Origin of the sequence: Bradyrhizobium canariense, assembly GCF_900105125.1 — a bacterium.
GTDB classification, from domain to species: Bacteria; Pseudomonadota; Alphaproteobacteria; order Rhizobiales; family Xanthobacteraceae; genus Bradyrhizobium; species Bradyrhizobium canariense_A.
The window spans coordinates 797,956-814,535 of record NZ_LT629750.1; the positions used below are offsets into that span (position 1 = coordinate 797,956).

General features: G+C 61.9%; 18 protein-coding genes. 8 read left to right on the forward strand and 10 right to left on the reverse strand.

Annotation, left to right across the window (positions count from 1 at the left end; genetic code table 11):
• Window positions 1–4: 4 nt before the first annotated feature.
• Window positions 5–577, reverse strand: coding sequence for a hydrolase (locus BLV09_RS03980; RefSeq protein ID WP_146686386.1), 573 nt, complete (start codon window positions 575–577; stop codon window positions 5–7).
• Between the two features lie 174 nt (window positions 578–751).
• Here BLV09_RS03980 and BLV09_RS03985 point away from each other — a divergent pair, with 174 nt between their 5' ends.
• Together BLV09_RS03985 and tsaA are read left to right on the forward strand one after the other, a co-directional pair.
• Complete coding sequence (locus tag BLV09_RS03985; protein ID WP_197685021.1) at window positions 752–1,414, forward strand: TetR/AcrR family transcriptional regulator; 663 nt, start codon at window positions 752–754, stop codon at window positions 1,412–1,414.
• A 71-nt stretch (window positions 1,415–1,485) separates the two neighbouring features.
• On the forward strand, window positions 1,486–1,977 hold the full coding sequence (gene tsaA, locus BLV09_RS03990) for a tRNA (N6-threonylcarbamoyladenosine(37)-N6)-methyltransferase TrmO (RefSeq protein WP_146686387.1): 492 nt from the start codon (window positions 1,486–1,488) through the stop codon (window positions 1,975–1,977).
• A 129-nt stretch (window positions 1,978–2,106) separates the two neighbouring features.
• On the opposite strand, the gene BLV09_RS03995 is transcribed toward tsaA, so the two are convergent.
• The 4 genes from BLV09_RS03995 to BLV09_RS04010 all read right to left on the reverse strand — a co-directional run bounded on the left by BLV09_RS03995 (window position 2,107) and on the right by BLV09_RS04010 (window position 5,165).
• Window positions 2,107–2,529, reverse strand: coding sequence for an HIT family protein (locus tag BLV09_RS03995; RefSeq protein WP_100382300.1), 423 nt, complete (start codon window positions 2,527–2,529; stop codon window positions 2,107–2,109).
• Between the two features lie 50 nt (window positions 2,530–2,579).
• Window positions 2,580–3,827, reverse strand: coding sequence for a GNAT family N-acetyltransferase (locus BLV09_RS04000; RefSeq protein ID WP_146686388.1), 1,248 nt, complete (start codon window positions 3,825–3,827; stop codon window positions 2,580–2,582).
• Between the two features lie 104 nt (window positions 3,828–3,931).
• A complete protein-coding gene (locus BLV09_RS04005) occupies window positions 3,932–4,684 on the reverse strand; it encodes a glycerophosphodiester phosphodiesterase (RefSeq protein WP_146686389.1) in 753 nt (250 codons plus the stop codon).
• Window positions 4,685–4,697: 13 nt separating this feature from the next.
• Complete coding sequence (locus BLV09_RS04010) at window positions 4,698–5,165, reverse strand: RidA family protein (protein WP_100382297.1); 468 nt, start codon at window positions 5,163–5,165, stop codon at window positions 4,698–4,700.
• Window positions 5,166–5,506: 341 nt separating this feature from the next.
• Here BLV09_RS04010 and BLV09_RS04015 point away from each other — a divergent pair, with 341 nt between their 5' ends.
• On the forward strand, window positions 5,507–6,382 hold the full coding sequence (locus BLV09_RS04015) for a cell envelope integrity EipB family protein (RefSeq protein ID WP_146686390.1): 876 nt from the start codon (window positions 5,507–5,509) through the stop codon (window positions 6,380–6,382).
• Between the two features lie 118 nt (window positions 6,383–6,500).
• Here BLV09_RS04015 and BLV09_RS04025 read toward each other — a convergent pair whose 3' ends face one another.
• Complete coding sequence (locus BLV09_RS04025; RefSeq protein WP_146686392.1) at window positions 6,501–7,796, reverse strand: DNA polymerase IV; 1,296 nt, start codon at window positions 7,794–7,796, stop codon at window positions 6,501–6,503.
• 148 nt (window positions 7,797–7,944) lie between these two features.
• Window positions 7,945–8,244, reverse strand: coding sequence for a DUF3572 domain-containing protein (locus BLV09_RS04030; RefSeq protein ID WP_100382294.1), 300 nt, complete (start codon window positions 8,242–8,244; stop codon window positions 7,945–7,947).
• Window positions 8,245–8,468: 224 nt separating this feature from the next.
• Here BLV09_RS04030 and BLV09_RS04035 point away from each other — a divergent pair, with 224 nt between their 5' ends.
• On the forward strand, window positions 8,469–8,834 hold the full coding sequence (locus BLV09_RS04035) for a response regulator (protein WP_100382293.1): 366 nt from the start codon (window positions 8,469–8,471) through the stop codon (window positions 8,832–8,834).
• Window positions 8,835–8,844: 10 nt separating this feature from the next.
• Window positions 8,845–10,218, forward strand: a complete 1,374-nt coding sequence (locus BLV09_RS04040; RefSeq protein ID WP_146686393.1) for a PleD family two-component system response regulator — start codon at window positions 8,845–8,847, stop codon at window positions 10,216–10,218.
• Window positions 10,219–10,299: 81 nt separating this feature from the next.
• Here the strand turns inward: BLV09_RS04040 and BLV09_RS04045 are convergent, their stop codons facing one another.
• Window positions 10,300–11,652: a globin-coupled sensor protein gene (locus tag BLV09_RS04045; RefSeq protein ID WP_146686394.1), complete on the reverse strand. Its 1,353-nt coding sequence runs from the start codon at window positions 11,650–11,652 to the stop codon at window positions 10,300–10,302.
• Between the two features lie 232 nt (window positions 11,653–11,884).
• On the reverse strand, window positions 11,885–12,463 hold the full coding sequence (locus BLV09_RS04050) for a TetR/AcrR family transcriptional regulator (protein ID WP_146686395.1): 579 nt from the start codon (window positions 12,461–12,463) through the stop codon (window positions 11,885–11,887).
• 162 nt (window positions 12,464–12,625) lie between these two features.
• Here BLV09_RS04050 and BLV09_RS04055 point away from each other — a divergent pair, with 162 nt between their 5' ends.
• Complete coding sequence (locus BLV09_RS04055; protein ID WP_146686396.1) at window positions 12,626–13,858, forward strand: MFS transporter; 1,233 nt, start codon at window positions 12,626–12,628, stop codon at window positions 13,856–13,858.
• A 191-nt stretch (window positions 13,859–14,049) separates the two neighbouring features.
• Here BLV09_RS04055 and BLV09_RS04060 read toward each other — a convergent pair whose 3' ends face one another.
• The gene (locus BLV09_RS04060) at window positions 14,050–14,358 is read right to left on the reverse strand and encodes a hypothetical protein (RefSeq protein ID WP_146686397.1); all 309 of its coding nucleotides are present in this window, start codon (window positions 14,356–14,358) and stop codon (window positions 14,050–14,052) included.
• A 36-nt stretch (window positions 14,359–14,394) separates the two neighbouring features.
• Here BLV09_RS04060 and BLV09_RS04065 point away from each other — a divergent pair, with 36 nt between their 5' ends.
• Window positions 14,395–15,792, forward strand: a complete 1,398-nt coding sequence (locus tag BLV09_RS04065; protein WP_146686398.1) for an ammonium transporter — start codon at window positions 14,395–14,397, stop codon at window positions 15,790–15,792.
• Window positions 15,793–15,916: 124 nt separating this feature from the next.
• The gene (locus BLV09_RS04070; protein ID WP_157809944.1) at window positions 15,917–16,261 is read left to right on the forward strand and encodes a hypothetical protein; all 345 of its coding nucleotides are present in this window, start codon (window positions 15,917–15,919) and stop codon (window positions 16,259–16,261) included.
• Window positions 16,262–16,580 lie beyond the last annotated feature (319 nt).

Sequence of the window (16,580 nt, forward strand, 5' to 3'; positions counted from 1 at the left end):
CCACTCAGCGCTTCAGCTCGATGTCGTCGGACTTCACCACGCGGCTCAACATCGGAAAGATGGCATTGATCGCGAACGCATGCATCTCGCTGGAGAAGCTGGTTGTCGTGTCTTCCGCGATCACTACCTCGTAGGCGTGTTCGTGTGCCTGGCGCGCCGTCGATTCGACGCCGATATTGGTTGCGATCCCGCCGAGCACGATGGTCCGGATGCCGCGACGGCGGAGCTGCACGTCGAGATCGGTGCCGTAAAATGCGCCCCATTGATGCTTGGTCACGAGGATGTCGCCGGGACGATAAAGGCCCTCGACGAGGTCGCTGAAGTTGGCGGGAAAACCGCCTTCCGGATGCGCCATCGGCCTGTCGACCGGCGGTTTTAATGCATCGCCGTAATCCGCTGCGAACGCGACGTTGACCAGCACGACGGGCGCGCCGGCGGCGCGGAAACGCTGCGCGAGCTTGATGCCCGCCGCCGCGGCGTCAGCGCCGGATCGCGGCGCAAGCGCCGGCATCGGGACGATACCCTGCTGAAGATCGATCAGGACGAGGGCCGTGGTCGCGGGGGAGAATTCGGGCATTGCGATGATTCCTGGGTGAGGTGAGGACAGCCGCGACGATTGTCCGGTCGCGGGCTTTGCCGGCCGTTCAGGCCGCCGTGATGAATTTGAGGATATACTCAAACATGGAAGCTGCTTGAGTGCAACCTCAAATAAGAATTGGCCGTCATCGGTGACTGCTGCTAGGCTCCCGGCATGTCCTCACGTCCTGCAAAGCGGCGGCCAGCCACGGCGGCTTCAAGGCCCAATCGCGACCGTCCTGCACTTTCGCCCCAGCGCAGCGTCGGGCGGAAGCGCGTCGCCAATTTGATGATTGCCGCGGCGGACGTCATTCGCGAGCGCGGATTCGATGCCGCTACGATGGCGGAGATCGCGGAGCGGGCGGGGGCGAAGGTCGGTTCGCTCTACCGGTTCTTTCCGAGCAAGGAAGTTCTGGCCGATGCGCTGATGCAGCGTTACGCGGATCTGATCGACACCGCCTGCGATGAGATCGACGCCCGCCTGTCCGCGCTCACGGTGGATGAACTGGCCGATCTCTTCGTGAACTTCCTTGTGAGAATCCATCACGAAAGCGGCGCCTTGACCGCGCTGTTGGAGGCGCGGTCGCATTGGTCGGCCAAGCGTCTTGAGTTTCGCGAGCAGGCCCTGAAGCGTGTTGCCAACACGCTGTTGCTCAGGGCGCCCGGATTGCCGCGGAAGACGGCGCGGGACATGGCGGTTGTCCTGCTCAACAATATGAAGACGATGGTCGCCATGACGGTCGACAAATCGGCGCCCACGAGTCCGGGAAGTGCGGACGAACTGAGCCTGATGAACCGGCTTTATCTCGCCAGCAAGCTCGCCGGGTTTAAGCGCTAGATACAACCGTGCCGCATTGCGGCGGTGTGATATTCGGCTAGACTCATGGGCCGCATGGATTGGATTGAAGCATGGTTCGAGAGAGTGAAGTCCGCGAAGGTGAAATCGCCGTCGATATGCCGGCGGCGCGGGATGCCGGTCTCGTCTTTATCGGTCGCATCCGCACCCCCTGGACCTCGCGGCTGATGACGCCCCGGCAGGGGCGCCATGACGGCCCGGTCTGCCGGCTGGAGATTTTCGAGCCCTGGGTGCCGGCGATCAAGGGCGTCGATTTCTATTCGAATCTGGAAGTGATCTACTGGCTGCATCAGTCGCGCCGCGACCTCGTGCTGCAAAGCCCGAAGAACAACAAGTCGACCCGCGGTACGTTTTCGTTGCGCTCGCCGGTGCGGCCTAATCCGATCGGCACCTCGATCGTCAAGCTGGTCGGGATCGAGGGCAACGTGGTTCTGGTGCGTGGCCTCGATTGCCTCGACGAGACGCCGCTACTCGATCTCAAGCCCGACCGTTGCGAGTTCACGCCGCTGGCGCCGCCGCAGGCCGGGGATTTCGAGACGGAGTGATCTTCCTTTACCTGTCCCTGGAAAGGGAGAGGTCGGATCACCTTTGGTGATCCGGGTGAGGAGGTCATCTTCCCTTACGGAGCTTGCGGCGGACCCCACCCCAATCCTCCCCCTTGCAGGGGGAGGGAGTTATTTTAGCGCCGCGATCAGCTTGGCGGCGTTGTCTTCCAGCACCTTGCCATCTTCCTTGCGGCTCGCCGGCGGCAATAGCGCGACACCGTCGTAGCGCGGCATCACATGCATGTGCAGGTGATACACCACCTGTCCGGAGGCTGGCTCGCTGAATTGCTGGATGGTGATGCCGTCGGCCTTGAACGCTGTCATGGCGGCGCGAGCGATCTTGTGGGTGCCGCGCGCAACATGGGCGAAATCATCGGCGGAAATATCGAGGATATTGCGGGCAGGGGCCTTCGGAATCACCAGCGTATGGCCGGGCGCGCGCGGCATGATGTCGAGAAAGGCCAACACGTGGTCATCCTCATACACCTTGTAACAGGGGAACTCGCCGCGCAGGATCTTTGCGAAGACGTTGTTGCTGTCATAGGCGGGCATGTCGGCTCCTGAATGATATCTCGAATTTCTCGCAGCCGGCCTATGCGCGGTCAAGCATCATCGGCGGGCTTGCGGAATGGCCCGGCTTCTGTGAGCTCGCGCCCCGCTTCCATCACATAAGCGCGTTCGCGCTTGAGATAATCCGCGATGGCGTGGCGCAGGCCGGGGTCGGCAATATAATGCGCGGAATAGGTCGTTTGCGGCAAATATCCGCGCGCGATCTTGTGCTCGCCCTGCGCACCGGCTTCGACGGTCTTCAGGCGATGCCGGATCGCAAAATCGATCGCCTGATAATAGCAGACTTCGAAATGCAGGAACGGATGATGTTCGACCGCTCCCCAGTTGCGGCCGAACAGCGTATGCGACCCGATGAAGTTGATGGCACCGGCGATCCAGCGGCCATCGCGCTTCGCCATCACCAGCAGCACATCCTTGGCCATGCTCTCGCCGATCAGCGAGAAGAACGAGCGGGTGAGATAGGGCCGGCCCCATTTTCGCGATCCGGTCTCCATGTAGAATTCGAAGAAGGCATCCCATGCCTCTTCGGTGATGTCGCTGCCGGTCAGCCAGTGAATCGTGACTCCGGCGGCGAGCGCCTCGCGCCGTTCGCGCTTGATCGCCTTGCGGTGGCGTGAATTGAGGGTGGCGAGGAAATCCTCGAAACTGCCGTAGCCTTCATTGTGCCAGTGAAACTGCTGATCGGTGCGTTGCAGGAATTCGTGCTCGGCCAGGAATTTTTGTTCGGCCTCGCGCGCAAAGGTCACATGAACCGATGAGGCTTTGGTGGCGCCGCACAGCGCCACCAGTCCGCTGGCGAGCGCGGTGCCGACGAGGTCCATGTCGACGCCGTCGCGGATCAACAGCCGCGGGCCGGTAGCCGGTGTGAAGGGAACCGACGCCTGTAATTTGGGATAATAGCGGCCGCCGGCGCGCTCATAGGCATCAGCCCAGCCGCGATCGAACACGTATTCGCCCTGCGAGTGCGATTTCAGATAGCAGGGGACGATGCCGGCAATTTTGCCGTCGATTTTCGCGAGCAGATGCCGCGGTCCCCAGCCGGTCCGCGCGGTGGCGGAACCTGAGGCCTCGATTGCCGAGAAAAATGCATGCGAAACAAAGGGGTTATAGCCCACTCTTGGATCGGCGCAGGAGTTGCCCGCGGCGTTGGGCGAGGCCAACGTATCCAGGCCTTCGAGGCTGTCCGGATTGGGCCTCGGATTGGCGCACGCGTTCCAGTCCTCAGCCGGGATGTCGCTGACGGAAGGCACTGCTTCAAGGGATATTTCGGATGACGCCATCGACGATTTAGGACCGGTCTTTCGTCACGATCGGCCATCGCTCGTGGTGACCAACACCGCAAAGATCGTGCATCACGCGCGAGAGTTCAAGTGCGCAATCCGTATCAGGTTCCCGGCGTAAAACCCTCGAAAATCATCTGATCGGCGTAGCGGGCGGCGCGTTGGCGCTGCTCGGGCGTGCGCACGGTCCAGGCCAGCAGCGGCAGTCCGACAATGTTGCGCGTAATCCAGGGCGCGGGCGCCGGCAATTCGTTGACCCAGTAAGCTACGAAATGCGGCTGCGTGCGAAAGGCGTGCCGCAGATGCGTCATCTCTCGGCGCTGGGCGGGCGAAGCCTCCGGCCAATCGCCCTCGGTATAGTGGCGTTCGGCCACGATGCCACGCGGCAGCTTCGGCATCAGTTCGCGGAGCGCCAGCACCTGATCCGGGTCGAACGACATTCCGGTCACCGGCCCGGAATAGGAGGCAAGCACCTCGGCCATCCGCTTCACCAGTTTGCGGTCGCCGTCGAAATGGCTCTTCACTTCGATCACGAGGGGGACGCGACCTGCGATCAGCGCGCAGAGATCGCCGAGCGACATCATTCGCTCGGACGTGTTCTTGAACGTGGCCGCCTTGAGTTCGGCCGCGGTCTTGTCGCGCAGCGCGCCTGAGCCTTCGGTGAGGCGGCCGAGGGCATCGTCATGATGCACCATGGCTTCGCCATCGGCGGTGCGCTGGATATCGACCTCGATCGAAAAATTACCTGATATGGCGGCCTGAACCGCGCCCGGCATATTTTCGATGATGCCGCGCGCGGCATCATGCAGGCCGCGATGGGCGACCGGGCGCGCCGTCAGCCAGTCAGGTGCGCGCACCGGATCGCTTCCTTCAGGAAACCTCGAAGATACCTTCGACCTCTACCGCCGCGTCCCCGGGAAGCGAGGACACGCCGACGGTGGTGCGGGCATGGCGGCCCTTGTCGCCGAACACCGCGACCATCAGGTCGGAAGCGCCGTTCAATACCTTCGGCCCGTCGAGAAAATCCGGCGCGGAATTGACGAAACCGCCCAACCGGACCACGCGAACCACCTTGTCGAGGTCGCCAAGCGCTGCCTTGATCTGTGCCAGCAGGTTGATCGCGCAGCCGCGCGCCGCCGCATTGCCTTGCTCGACGGTGACGCCGGCGCCGAGCTTGCCCTTGGCGATCAGCTTGCCTTCCGCGTCGACGCAGACCTGGCCGGACACGATCAGCAGATTTCCGGTGCGCACAAAGCCGACATAATTGGCCACCGGGCTTGCGGGCTGATGCAAGACAATGCCCTGTGCCGCCAATTTCTGCTCGATCGTACCCGCCATGTTCCGTCCTCGTTTGATGTGATCTGCACCCGATCCATGCGATCGGGAGTGCGCTTTGTTTCGCGCATTGCGCCATCACATGCAAGCCGGCCCGCGTTTCGAGCGAAGTGGGACCTGTTCGCATGGAGAAAACGCGTCAAAACAAAGACGGGAGCTCAGGGACTGGTTTAACCAGAACCGAAAAGCGCTTGCGGGTTTGATGCTTGCTGCCGTTTTCTGCGGCACCGCGCGCGGGGCCGGCTGGAAAACATTGCGCCCTGACAGATATTTGTCCCTCTTGCCCTAGTTGCGGCGCAATGGCGCAGTCCCTAATGTGACGAAATCCTGACCGAGAACACGACATGACCCGCTCGCTTACTTCGCCTCGTCGCGCCAGATCCCTGGCGCTGACCCTTGTTGCTATCGGGCTTGGATCGGGTTTTGCGACCGGCGCGGCCAATGCCGCCGCAGGCACGCCTTTTCTTGCGCATCAGGCGCTCTACGACCTCAGCCTGGTGAAATCCCGCGGCTCCGGTTCGATCAACAGCGCGCGCGGCCGCATTCTCTATAATTTCTCCGGCAGCGCCTGCGAGGGCTACACCTCGGAGTTCAGGCAAGTCTCGGAGATGGAAAGCGGCGAGGACAAGGTGACGTTGAGCGACCTGCGCTCGACCTCCTGGGAGGACGGTGCGGGCAAGACCTATCGCTTCAAGATCGATGCGCGGATGAACGAAACCGATTCCAGTCCGGTTGATGGCGTCGCCGAGCGAACCGGCGATCACGTCACGGTCAAATTGAAATTGCCCGAGGAGAAGACCTTTACGCTCGACGGCAATACGGTGTTTCCGACCCAGCAGATCGAGCGCATCATCGAGGCCGCGCGCGCCGGAAAATCCGTGCTCGAGCTTACGGTCTATGACGGCTCCGACAATGGCGAGAAAGTCTACAATACGATGTCCGTGATCGGACAGCCAATTCCCGGCGACCGCGCCCCTGCCGACCCCGATCCGTCGACAGCGAATGACACGATGAAGTCGCTGACGCGGTGGCCGGTCACGGTCAGCTATTTCGACCGCGAAGCCAAGCCGGCGGACGGCGAGCAGACGCCGGTCTATTCGATGTCGTTCGAACTGTATGAGAACGGCGTCTCGCGGGCGCTGGTGCTCGACTACAATGATTTCGTGATTTCCGGCGCGATGGGAAAATTCGACGTCAAGGACTCCAAGCCGTGTAAGTGAGGCGCGGGCCGCGTGCTCGGACCGTCATGCGCGAGCTTGACCCGCGCATCCATCAATCTTCCATGATTTTCGCGAAACAGATGGATTGCCGGGTCAAGCCCGGCAATGACGATTGTGGTTATTCCGGCTTCTGCGGCCCGTCATAGGCAATCCCCCGGATCACGGCGGCATTGCCAAACTTCTTGCGCAGATCGTCCATCGCGCGCTCGGCATGGGCGGAGCGGCGGTCGAGCATGTCGGTGTCGTCGGCCTGCGATCCCTCCCGCAGCGCGCTGACGCCTGTGCCCATCAGCCGGAATGCGGTGCCGTCGATTTCCTTTGCCAGCATTTCCCTGGAGATCGCGAAGATTTTGGCGGCGAGCTGGGTCGGGCCGTGGATCGATTGCGAGCGGGTGCGCTGCCGGAAATCGGCGGTCTTCAGTTTCAGCGTGATGGTGCAGCCTGCGAGATTGCTGTTCTTGAGCCGCGAGGAGACTTTTTCCGACAGCCGCCACAGGGTTTTCTCAAGCGTCGCAAAATCGCGGATGTCGGTTTCGAACGTGGTCTCGCTGGAAATCGTCTTGGCGCCGCGGTCGGGCACCACGCGGCGGTCGTCGATGCCGCGCGCCAGCCGCCACAGCCTGCGACCGTCGGTTGCGAATTGTTTCATCAATTCGACTTCGTCGGCGCGCTGCAGATCGGCGATGGTGTTGAAGCCGCGCTGCGACAGCCGCTCCTGGGTCGCCGGTCCGACGCCGAAAATGAATCCGACCGGCTTGTCGGCCAGCATCGCCTTCGCTTCCTCCTGGTCGAGCGCCGCAAAACCTCTGGGCTTGTCGAGGTCGGAGGCGATCTTGGCCAGAAACTTGTTGCAGGACAGGCCGACGGAAACCGTAATCCCGATACCGGCCTCGACCTCGCGGGCAAAGCGCGCCAGCACTTTTGCCGGGATCATGCCGTGGACGCGCTGGGTGCCGGAAAGATCCAGAAACGCCTCGTCGATCGAGAGCGGCTCGACCAGCGGGGTCAGTGCCTGCATCGCATGACGCACCTCGCGGCCGACCCTGACATACTTTGCCATATCGGGCCGGATCACAGCGGCGGACGGGCAGAGCGCGAGCGCCTTGAACATCGGCATGGCGGAGCGCACGCCGTAGGTCCGCGAAATGTAACAAGCCGCCGAGACCACGCCGCGCTTGCCGCCGCCGATGATGACGGGCTTGTCGGCCAATTCAGGATTATCGCGCTTTTCCACGGTTGCGTAGAATGCGTCGCAGTCGATATGCGCCAGCATCAGCGAGGCCAGCGCGCGATGACGAACCAGGCGAGGCGAGCCGCATTCGCTGCACCGCCGGGTCGCTCCATCGAGATCGACGAGGCAATCCCGGCAGAAGCAGGTGGGCCCTGGTACTCCGATTCCGAAGTTCGCATGCATATGCCGCGACCCCTTATGCGAACTTCGGAATCAAAGGAGCACCAGCAAATTGTCGTTTTCCAGTGCGGGTTCGAATTTGAAGTTCCTATGAAGAGGTTACCGCGAGTCTGATAGGAACTTCAAATTCGCCGCACGGGTGCGCCGTCGCTCACGGCACATCGCGCTCCCAGTGCGGATCGTTCAGCGCCTGATGGGCGGCGGCAATGTTGGTGGGATGAAGCTGCGAGGCGGCGGCGAACGCCTTCACGGTGGCGTCATCGCGCATGATGAAATCGAGCACATGCGCGAGAAATTGTGGATCCTTGGCGGCCGTACGCAACGTTTCGGGCCCAATCCCGCTTTCAGCCAGGAACAAGCCCAAGCGCTCGGGCTCTCCGGCGATGAAGGAAAGCGCCTGAACGGCAACGATTTCAGCTACTTCGCGAGGGTTGTGAACAGGTTTCTTCAATTGTCCTGTTTGCCTTTCTGTAACTTCTGGTCTCTATTTTTAAAACCATCATGCCCGAGTCTGCGAAAAATGTTCAAGCAAGTGCAAACCGCCGCACCGAAAGATACCGCCGCAGCTTAACGGGTTAGAGCGAATCTGGCGCTAGTTTGAATTCACTTTTTAACACGCTTGGTGCGATGGTTGATGCGCCGCATGCGGGCCGAACAACGGGATTGGAGGGACGGATGGCCAAAACCGTCCTGATCGTGGAGGACAACGAGCTCAATATGAAGCTCTTTCGCGATCTCCTGGAAGCGCATGGCTATCAGACGTCCGGGACCAGCAACGGTTTCGAGGCGCTTGATCTGGTCCGCAAGCTGCGTCCGGATCTCGTTCTCATGGATATTCAGTTGCCACAGGTGTCCGGCCTCGAAGTGACAAAATGGATCAAGGACGATCCGGAGCTGCGCGCGATTCCGGTGGTCGCGGTCACGGCGTTCGCGATGAAGGGCGATGAAGAGCGTATCCGCGAAGGCGGCTGTGAGGCTTATTTGTCCAAACCGATTTCCGTAGGCAAATTTATTGAGACCGTTCGACGCTTTGTAGGTTAGGGGAATTGCGATGTCTGCGCGTATCCTGGTTGTCGACGACGTGCCCGCCAACGTCAAGCTGCTGGAAGCCCGCCTGTCGGCCGAATATTTCGACGTCCTGACCGCGAGCAACGGCACCGAGGCGCTTGAGCTCTGCGCGCGCGCCGACTGCGACATGATCCTGCTCGACGTCATGATGCCCGACATCGACGGCTTCGAGGTCTGCCGCCGGCTGAAGTCGAATCCGGCCACGCATTTCATTCCGGTTGTCATGATCACGGCGCTCGACAGTCCGGCCGATCGCGTCCGCGGCCTCGAGGCCGGCGCCGACGATTTCCTGACCAAGCCGGTGTCCGACATCGTGCTGATCGCGCGGGTGCGTTCGCTGACCCGGCTGAAGATGATGACCGATGAGCTGCGCATGCGCGCCATCACCTCGCTCGAGATCGGCGTCCAGGCCCCGGAGCGTAGCGCTGTGGCCGACACCGGGAAGGGCGGCCGTATCCTGCTGGTCGACGACCGAGCGTCGTCCTATGAGCGGCTGGCGCCGGTGCTGAGCACGGAGCATACCGTCGACGTCGAAACCAATCCTGCGGAAGCGCTGTTTCATGCCGCCGAAGGCAATTACGATCTGCTGATCGTCTCGCTTGGCCTGGAGAATTTCGACGGCTTGCGGCTGTGCAGCCAGGCGCGCTCGCTGGAACGGACCCGCCAGGTGCCGATCCTCGCGATCGCGGATGCCGACAACAATACGCGGCTGCTCCGTGGCCTCGAGATCGGCGTCAACGATTATCTGCTGCGGCCCGTCGACAAAAACGAGTTGCTGGCGCGCGCGCGCACCCAGATCCGCAAACGGCGCTATACCGATCATCTGCGCGACAACGTACAGAACTCGATCGAGATGGCGATCACCGATGCGCTGACCGGCCTGCATAATCGCCGCTACATGGAGAGCCATCTGGGAACGCTGGCCGAACAGGCCTCAAGCCGCGGCAAACCGCTGGCGCTGATGATGCTCGACATCGATTATTTCAAATCGATCAACGACAATTACGGCCACGATGCCGGCGACGACGTGTTGCGCGAATTCGCTGTCCGGATCCGCAAATCGATCCGTGGCATCGATCTCGCCTGCCGCTACGGCGGCGAGGAGTTCGTGATCGTGATGCCGGAGACCGACCTGCACGTCGCGGGCATGGTGGCGGAACGGCTGCGGCGTTCGATCGCGGGCGAGCCTTTCGCGGTCAACAAGGGCACCAAGCGCATCGACGTCACGATCTCGATCGGGCTGTCGACACTCGAAGTCAAAGGCGAGGCCGTCGCCGATGTGCTCAAGCGCGCGGATATCGCGCTCTACCGCGCCAAAAACGACGGCCGCAACCGGGTGGTCGCGGCCGCGGCCTGAACTGGCAGCCTGTCGGAGCGGTCGCGCGAGCGAACGCCTGACCGCTCGCGAAGCACGCGCTGCGACAATCGTCCTCGCCGGTCAGGCCGCGCGAACGGTATTGAGAAATCTGTCGACTTCGAGCTTGAGGCGGTTGCTTTCCTGAGAGAGCGATTGTGCCGACGCGAGGACCTGCGACGAGGCAGAGCCGGTCTCGCGAGCCCCATGGTTGACCTCGCTGATATTAGCGGCGACCTTGCCGGTTCCACCCGCGACCTCCTGGACGTTGCGTGAGATTTCCCGGGTGGCGACGCCCTGTTGTTCGACCGCTGCGGCGACGCTGACGGCGATATCGGAGATCTGCCGGATCGTGCCGCCGATCCGCTTGATCGCCGCAACTGAAGCCTGCGTTGCCGTTTGGATGCCCGCGATCTGCTGGCCGATATCGTCGGTGGCCCTGGCAGTCTGCGAGGCGAGCGCCTTGACCTCTGAGGCAACCACGGCGAAGCCGCGCCCGGCTTCGCCTGCGCGCGCGGCCTCGATGGTGGCGTTCAACGCCAGAAGGTTGGTCTGCTCGGCAATAGACGTGATGAGCTTCAAGACATCGCCAATGCGGTCGGCCGTGCGGGACAACTCGCTGATGTCGGCATCGGTTTGTTCCGCCTGACGCACCGCTTCTTCGGCGATCGCGGTTGATTTGCCGACCTGACGGCCGATTTCGTTGACCGACGAAGCCATTTGTTCGGTCGCGGATGCGACAGACTGAACATTGGTGGAGACCTGATCGGAGGCGGTGGCAACGGCCGCCGAGAGCGACTCGGTCATCTCCGCGGTTTTCGTCAGGGTGCCCGCGGATGCCTCCAGTTCGGTCGAAGCGGCAGAAACCGTGTTGATGATTTGGCCGACGGCGGACTCGAAATCGTCGGCGATCCGCCGTACCGCCGTTTGCTGTTCCTGCTTGGCGGCTTCGAGATAAACCGAGATCGCGAGATCCATGTCGAGCATCGCCGCACGGGTGATCGCGCCTTGCAGCGCGGCTTTCTTCTCCCGCGAAGCATTGCCTGCGAACCAGCCTTGTCCAGTTTCCATTTCGATCGCCCGCAGCATTTCGGTCAGGATCATGGAATAACCGGCGATGTACCAGCGCGGTTCGAGACCCAGCCGATTGTGCGCCCGGCCAATCCGCGTCACCGATTGGACATAGGCCTCGTCAAACCTGCCGGTCGCAATCGAGGTCCAGTGGTTGATCTGGGCTTGCTTGGCGTGGCGAACCGTCGCCTCGTTGGGAAACAATCCGGCGATCCGTGGATACTTCAGGATCGACGCGTAAAACCGGTCGAGAATTCCTGGCAAGGCACTGGCTATCAATGGCTGCAGTTCGTGCAGCGCTTCTCGTGTGGCGTTATCGATACCGATGAAGTCGAGGCGAGATCGGATGGATTGTTCGTCGTTCATCGGTTTTCCACTGTTCGATTGGAGTAAGGCAAATGATTCGGCCCACAAAACCGTAATGCGCCAAATCCAAAGTTTCGGTTGCGGCCTCTGGTCGATCGATGTCTGAAAACTCACAATCGTACGCTGCCACGCGCATGGCTGCGTTGTGCCCAGGCCATGGTTTGATCGCGCTTTGGTGGAGCGAATATCCCGCGTACAGTCAGACGTGTGGCGTCGCTGCCTGGATTCGAATTCAGCCGGTCTGGCTGACGCGCGGTGTTTGCGCGATATTCGAACCGCCGCTTCCGATCCCTGCATTCGCCAATAGCACCCGCGCGGCTTCTTTCGCCGCGCGCGCCATCGACGGATCGTCGCGCACCAGGTCCTGCGCGATGGAGCCGTCGACGAGCAATGTGAGTTGTGTCGCAAGGCCTTCCGCGTCCGTGGCGCCGAGCAGCAGCAGCAGATCACGAAACCAGACGCGGCGGCTTTCCTTGAACGCGATCGCGATCTTTTTCACCGCCCGATCTTTGGTGCCGAGTTCGGCCACCGCGTTGACAAAGGGGCAACCGCGAAAATCCTTGCTGGCGAAGCGCCGTTCCAGCGAATCGAAGGTGCCGAGAATCTGTTCGATCGGCGACTTGTCGGAGGCCCGAGGCTGCACGAAGCGGCGCATCAGATACGCCGATACCAACTCGTCCTTTGACGGAAAGTGATTATAGAGCGTGCGCTTGCTGATGCCGATTTCGGCGGCAATGGTATCGACACCGACGGCGCGAATGCCCTGCAAATAAAACAGCCGGTCGGCGGTTTCGAGAATCCGGTCTTTCATGGCCGGTTTTTCGGGCGTGGACATCATTACACAGACCTGTGTTATCTAGCTCTTGACAGCGGAGCTGCCTCACCTTTTAATTACACAGATCGGTGTAATCAAGCCGATGCGACGCCAAGTCCCGGTTTTTTGAAGCGGCGGCCAAAAGGGGAAACAAGAACAATGCTCCTGCTGCGAACCTTGCGTCCCGCGCTTCCCATTCTGATCGGCGCGTCGTTGATGCTCACATTGAGCATGGGCCTGCGCCAGAGCCTTGGCATCTTCCTGCAGCCGCTGACCCATGACGTCGGGATCTCCGTTTCCGACTTCACGCTGGCGGTCGCTGTGCAAAACCTTGCCTGGGGGTTCCTGCAGCCGCTCGCGGGCGCGATGACCGTGCGTTACGGCTTTCGCACGATCATGGTGCTGGGTGCGATGCTCTACATCGCAGGCCTTGCCCTGATGGCAAGCGCGCATGGCTTTATCAGCATCTTGATCGGGGCGGGCGTTCTGATCGGGACGTCGCTGGCATGCACCGCGGCGGCCATCGCCATGTCGGTGGCGGCGCGCGCGGTGCCCGCGACGGTGCGCAGCACAGTGCTCGGTATCGTATCGGCGGCGGGATCGCTGGGCTCGTTGCTGGCGGCGCCGATCGGGCAGGTGCTGAGCGAAGGCTATGGCTGGCGCACCGGGCTGGCCGGTTTTGTGATTCTGTCGCTCGGACTGCTTCCGGCGGCCTGGTTCGCCGGCGGCGTCGACAGGATTCCATTGCCGAAGCCTGCTTCCGATGACATCGGCGCCGCGTCGGCCGGTGCCGCGGCGAAGACCGCGTTTGGCAATGCGTCCTTCGTGGTGATGACATCAGCCTATTTCGTCTGCGGCATGCAGCTCGTCTTCATCACCACGCATCTGCCGTCCTATCTCGCGATCTGCGGCATGGATCCGATGCTGAGCGCGCAGACGCTGGGCGTGATCGGCGGCTTCAACGTGCTCGGCAGCCTGTTTTTCGGCTGGGCCGGCCAGCGCTGGAACAAGCTGGCGCTGCTTGGCGCGATCTATATCGCGCGCTCGCTGGTGCTCGCCTGGTACTTCATGCTGCCGCCATCGCCGGCGACGACGCTGTTGTTCGGCGCGATGATGGGATTTCTCTGGCTCGGCGTTGGGCCGCTGGTGGCGGGTGCCGTGGCCGAGATGTTCGGGCTGCGCTGGCAGGCGATGATCCAGGGGCTCGCCTTCATGAGCCATCAGCTCGGTAGCTTCCTTGGCGCCTATGGTGGCGGCCTGATCTACGACGCGCTCGGCTCTTACGACATGGCTTGGCGGATCGGCGTTGCCGTCGGACTGGCGGCGGGGATTATCCAGGTCGCTTTCGCGCTGATCCGGCCGTCGCACCCGCCCTTGTTGCGAGCGGCGTAGGAGCGCCGCAACTCATTCGCGAGCCCCTGCTGCCGGGTGCCATCAAGTTAAGCGGCAGCGAGATTTGCCCTTTTTTTGAGCAGTCATCTGCCTTCAGAAACGGCAGCGACAAGCCTTTTCCTGAACCCGCAAACCGGGATCCGAGAAGATTCAGTGGGTTATCCGAGTGCCATGGATGGCACGAATCTTGATTAATCGTTGGCCAAGAATTGGAGGTGGAAACCGTCGTTGACGTTTTCCGACCTTGGCGACCCAGGGAAAAGGCCGACAGCCATGAGGCGAGTCGCCGCCAATCGCCAGCCGGTGAAACTCGGCGACTTTACCGCCGTGCCGAGCATCTTGAGCTTTGCGCCAAAGATCAGGACCGATCGCGCCGCCACCTTGAGCCGCCGGGCAGCGATCATGGCAGCACTTCCAAACATCGCGAGAACGGGACGGGCAGGCGACATCAGGAATTTCGCTTCGCCGTCGAGCGCGCCGTTTCTGTTCGCAAGCTCCACAGGCGTTCACCGACATCTCTTGGGACGAGGAGGAAGATGATGGAATTAACGACATATGCGCGCCAAAGGCTCGTGACATCGGTGGCCGCTCTCCTGGGCATTGCGCTTCTCTGTTTTTTACTCAGTGACATCGCGCTCGCGGAAGACGCGGCGGCCCCTCCGGCCTGCGGAGGCAAGATTCTGGAAAACTGCACTCCGAACTCCGGCGACACCGCGTGGATGCTCACATCGGTTGCGCTGGTGTTGATGATGACGGTCCCCGGCCTCGGGCTGTTCTATGGCGGCATGGTGCGCAAGAAGAATGTCGGTGACACGGTAATGACCAGCTTTGCCGTGACCTGCCTCGTGACGATTCTTTTCGCGATCCTCACCTACAGCCTGGCGTTTCGCGCCGGCACTCCCTTTCTCGGTGGCCTCGACCGCATGTTTCTCAAGGACATCCTGAGCGACATCGGCAAGGGCGGCATCGGCAATCCCAATCCGCTTGCCGCGACAATCCCGGAGAGCGTGTACATCTGCTTTCAGATGACCTTCGCCATCATTACGCCGGCGCTCATTGCCGGTGCGTTCGCCGAGCGCATGAAATTCTCGGCCATGCTCTGGTTCATCGGTCTGTGGGCGATTTTCGTCTATGCGCCAATCGCGCACTGGGTGTGGGGTCCTGACGGGATCTTCTCGTCCGGCAACGATGCCGCCTGGGTTAAGGTGCTCGACTTCGCCGGCGGGACCGTCGTGCATATCAACGCCGGCGTGGCCGGGCTGATGTGCGCCATCATGCTCGGCAAGCGCAAAGAGACCGGGCCGGCGCACAACATGGTGCTGACCTTCATCGGCGCCGCTCTGCTGTGGGTCGGCTGGTTCGGTTTCAATGCCGGCTCGGCCGTCACCGCAGGGATGCAGGCTGGCATGGCGATGTTGGTGACCCAGATCGCCACGGCCGTCGCCGGTTTCACCTGGATGCTGGTGGAATGGGCGCTGAAGGGCAAGCCGACCGTCATCGGCATCTGTTCCGGTGCGGTGGCCGGTCTTGTTGCCATCACGCCGGCTTCCGGTTTCGTCGGCCCCGTGGGTGCCTTTGCAATCGGAATTGCCGCAGGCGTGTTCTGCTATTGGGGATGCACCGGCTTGAAGCACATGTTCAGCTATGACGACGCGCTGGATTGCTTCGGCGTGCATGCCGTTGGCGGCATCGTCGGGGCGTTGCTGACCGGGGTGTTTGCGGTCGAGCAATATGGCGGGACCGCGGGTGCTCTCGAGGGCAACATCGGTCAGTTCTTCAACCAATGCATCGGAGTTGCCACCGTCTTCATCTATGACGCCGTCGTCAGCCTGATCATCCTCTTCGTGGTCAAGATATTCGTTGGCCTGCGGGTGTCGGAGGACACCGAGCGCGAGGGCCTCGATCTCGCGTTGCATGGCGAAGTGGTGCAGTAAAACTTATCAAGAAGGTGTCCCGGAGCGGCGGCATTTCCGCCGCCGAACTCGGGGAAAAAAATAGGGCGGAAGCAATACAAGCACCCGGGCCTTGACGGGTGCTTGAGCGCAAGGAGGTGTCATGATGACCGAGATCTTCGCGCAAGGTGATCTGTTGATCGAGCGCGTCCCCGATGTCGCGCCATCGGGAACGGTCGAGGAAAATGCTGAAGGCGCGCCAGTCGTGCTGGCGGAGGGCGAGGAAACCGGCCACCGCCATGCGATCTGCGAGCGCGTAACCATGTTTCGCGATGACAGACTCGCACGCGACATACCTGCAGGCCTCTACATTGGGCATGTCCAGGTCAGCTCTGCCTATGCAAGGGTGACGCATGATGAGCATGCGCCGCTTACCTTGCCGCGAGGAACCTATCGCGTTCGCCGACAGCGCGAGCTTGGACCACGGGATGCGCGTGTCCTTGCCGACTGAGGCGCTTACGCCAGCGCAAACGGCCGTGCTGAGAGACTATCGGGCGCGGTGGGCTGGCATTCGGCGGTCGACCGTATCAGCGGATCGCAGCGCGGCCGAAGAGGGCGCGCGGCTTGCCTACCACGCCGCCGGGCTCAAGCCTCCGGCCCGCTTTGTGTGGTGTGAAAGCCCGCTTGCGCTCTTTCAGCGCGCAGGCCGGGCTTCCCGCGACGATGGTCCGAACGTCAAATCTGCCATTATCCATCGGCCTCGCCGACAGGTTGCCGCATGGGTCGGAAGGCGTCTGCACAAGCGCGTGCGGGCGGAAGTGGAGCGCGCG

What these genes read in the sequence shown, in the direction of transcription:
- BLV09_RS03980 (WP_146686386.1), bottom strand. Translation starts at nt 577, where the DNA reads ATGCCCGAATTCTCCCCCGCGACCACGGCCCTCGTCCTGATCGATCTT.
- BLV09_RS03985 (WP_197685021.1), top strand. Translation starts at nt 752, where the DNA reads ATGTCCTCACGTCCTGCAAAGCGGCGGCCAGCCACGGCGGCTTCAAGG.
- tsaA (WP_146686387.1), top strand. Translation starts at nt 1,486, where the DNA reads ATGGTTCGAGAGAGTGAAGTCCGCGAAGGTGAAATCGCCGTCGATATG.
- BLV09_RS03995 (WP_100382300.1), bottom strand. Translation starts at nt 2,529, where the DNA reads ATGCCCGCCTATGACAGCAACAACGTCTTCGCAAAGATCCTGCGCGGC.
- BLV09_RS04000 (WP_146686388.1), bottom strand. Translation starts at nt 3,827, where the DNA reads ATGGCGTCATCCGAAATATCCCTTGAAGCAGTGCCTTCCGTCAGCGAC.
- BLV09_RS04010 (WP_100382297.1), bottom strand. Translation starts at nt 5,165, where the DNA reads ATGGCGGGTACGATCGAGCAGAAATTGGCGGCACAGGGCATTGTCTTG.
- BLV09_RS04015 (WP_146686390.1), top strand. Translation starts at nt 5,507, where the DNA reads ATGACCCGCTCGCTTACTTCGCCTCGTCGCGCCAGATCCCTGGCGCTG.
- BLV09_RS04025 (WP_146686392.1), bottom strand. Translation starts at nt 7,796, where the DNA reads ATGCATGCGAACTTCGGAATCGGAGTACCAGGGCCCACCTGCTTCTGC.
- BLV09_RS04035 (WP_100382293.1), top strand. Translation starts at nt 8,469, where the DNA reads ATGGCCAAAACCGTCCTGATCGTGGAGGACAACGAGCTCAATATGAAG.
- BLV09_RS04040 (WP_146686393.1), top strand. Translation starts at nt 8,845, where the DNA reads ATGTCTGCGCGTATCCTGGTTGTCGACGACGTGCCCGCCAACGTCAAG.
- BLV09_RS04045 (WP_146686394.1), bottom strand. Translation starts at nt 11,652, where the DNA reads ATGAACGACGAACAATCCATCCGATCTCGCCTCGACTTCATCGGTATC.
- BLV09_RS04050 (WP_146686395.1), bottom strand. Translation starts at nt 12,463, where the DNA reads ATGAAAGACCGGATTCTCGAAACCGCCGACCGGCTGTTTTATTTGCAG.
- BLV09_RS04055 (WP_146686396.1), top strand. Translation starts at nt 12,626, where the DNA reads ATGCTCCTGCTGCGAACCTTGCGTCCCGCGCTTCCCATTCTGATCGGC.
- BLV09_RS04065 (WP_146686398.1), top strand. Translation starts at nt 14,395, where the DNA reads ATGATGGAATTAACGACATATGCGCGCCAAAGGCTCGTGACATCGGTG.
- BLV09_RS04070 (WP_157809944.1), top strand. Translation starts at nt 15,917, where the DNA reads ATGACCGAGATCTTCGCGCAAGGTGATCTGTTGATCGAGCGCGTCCCC.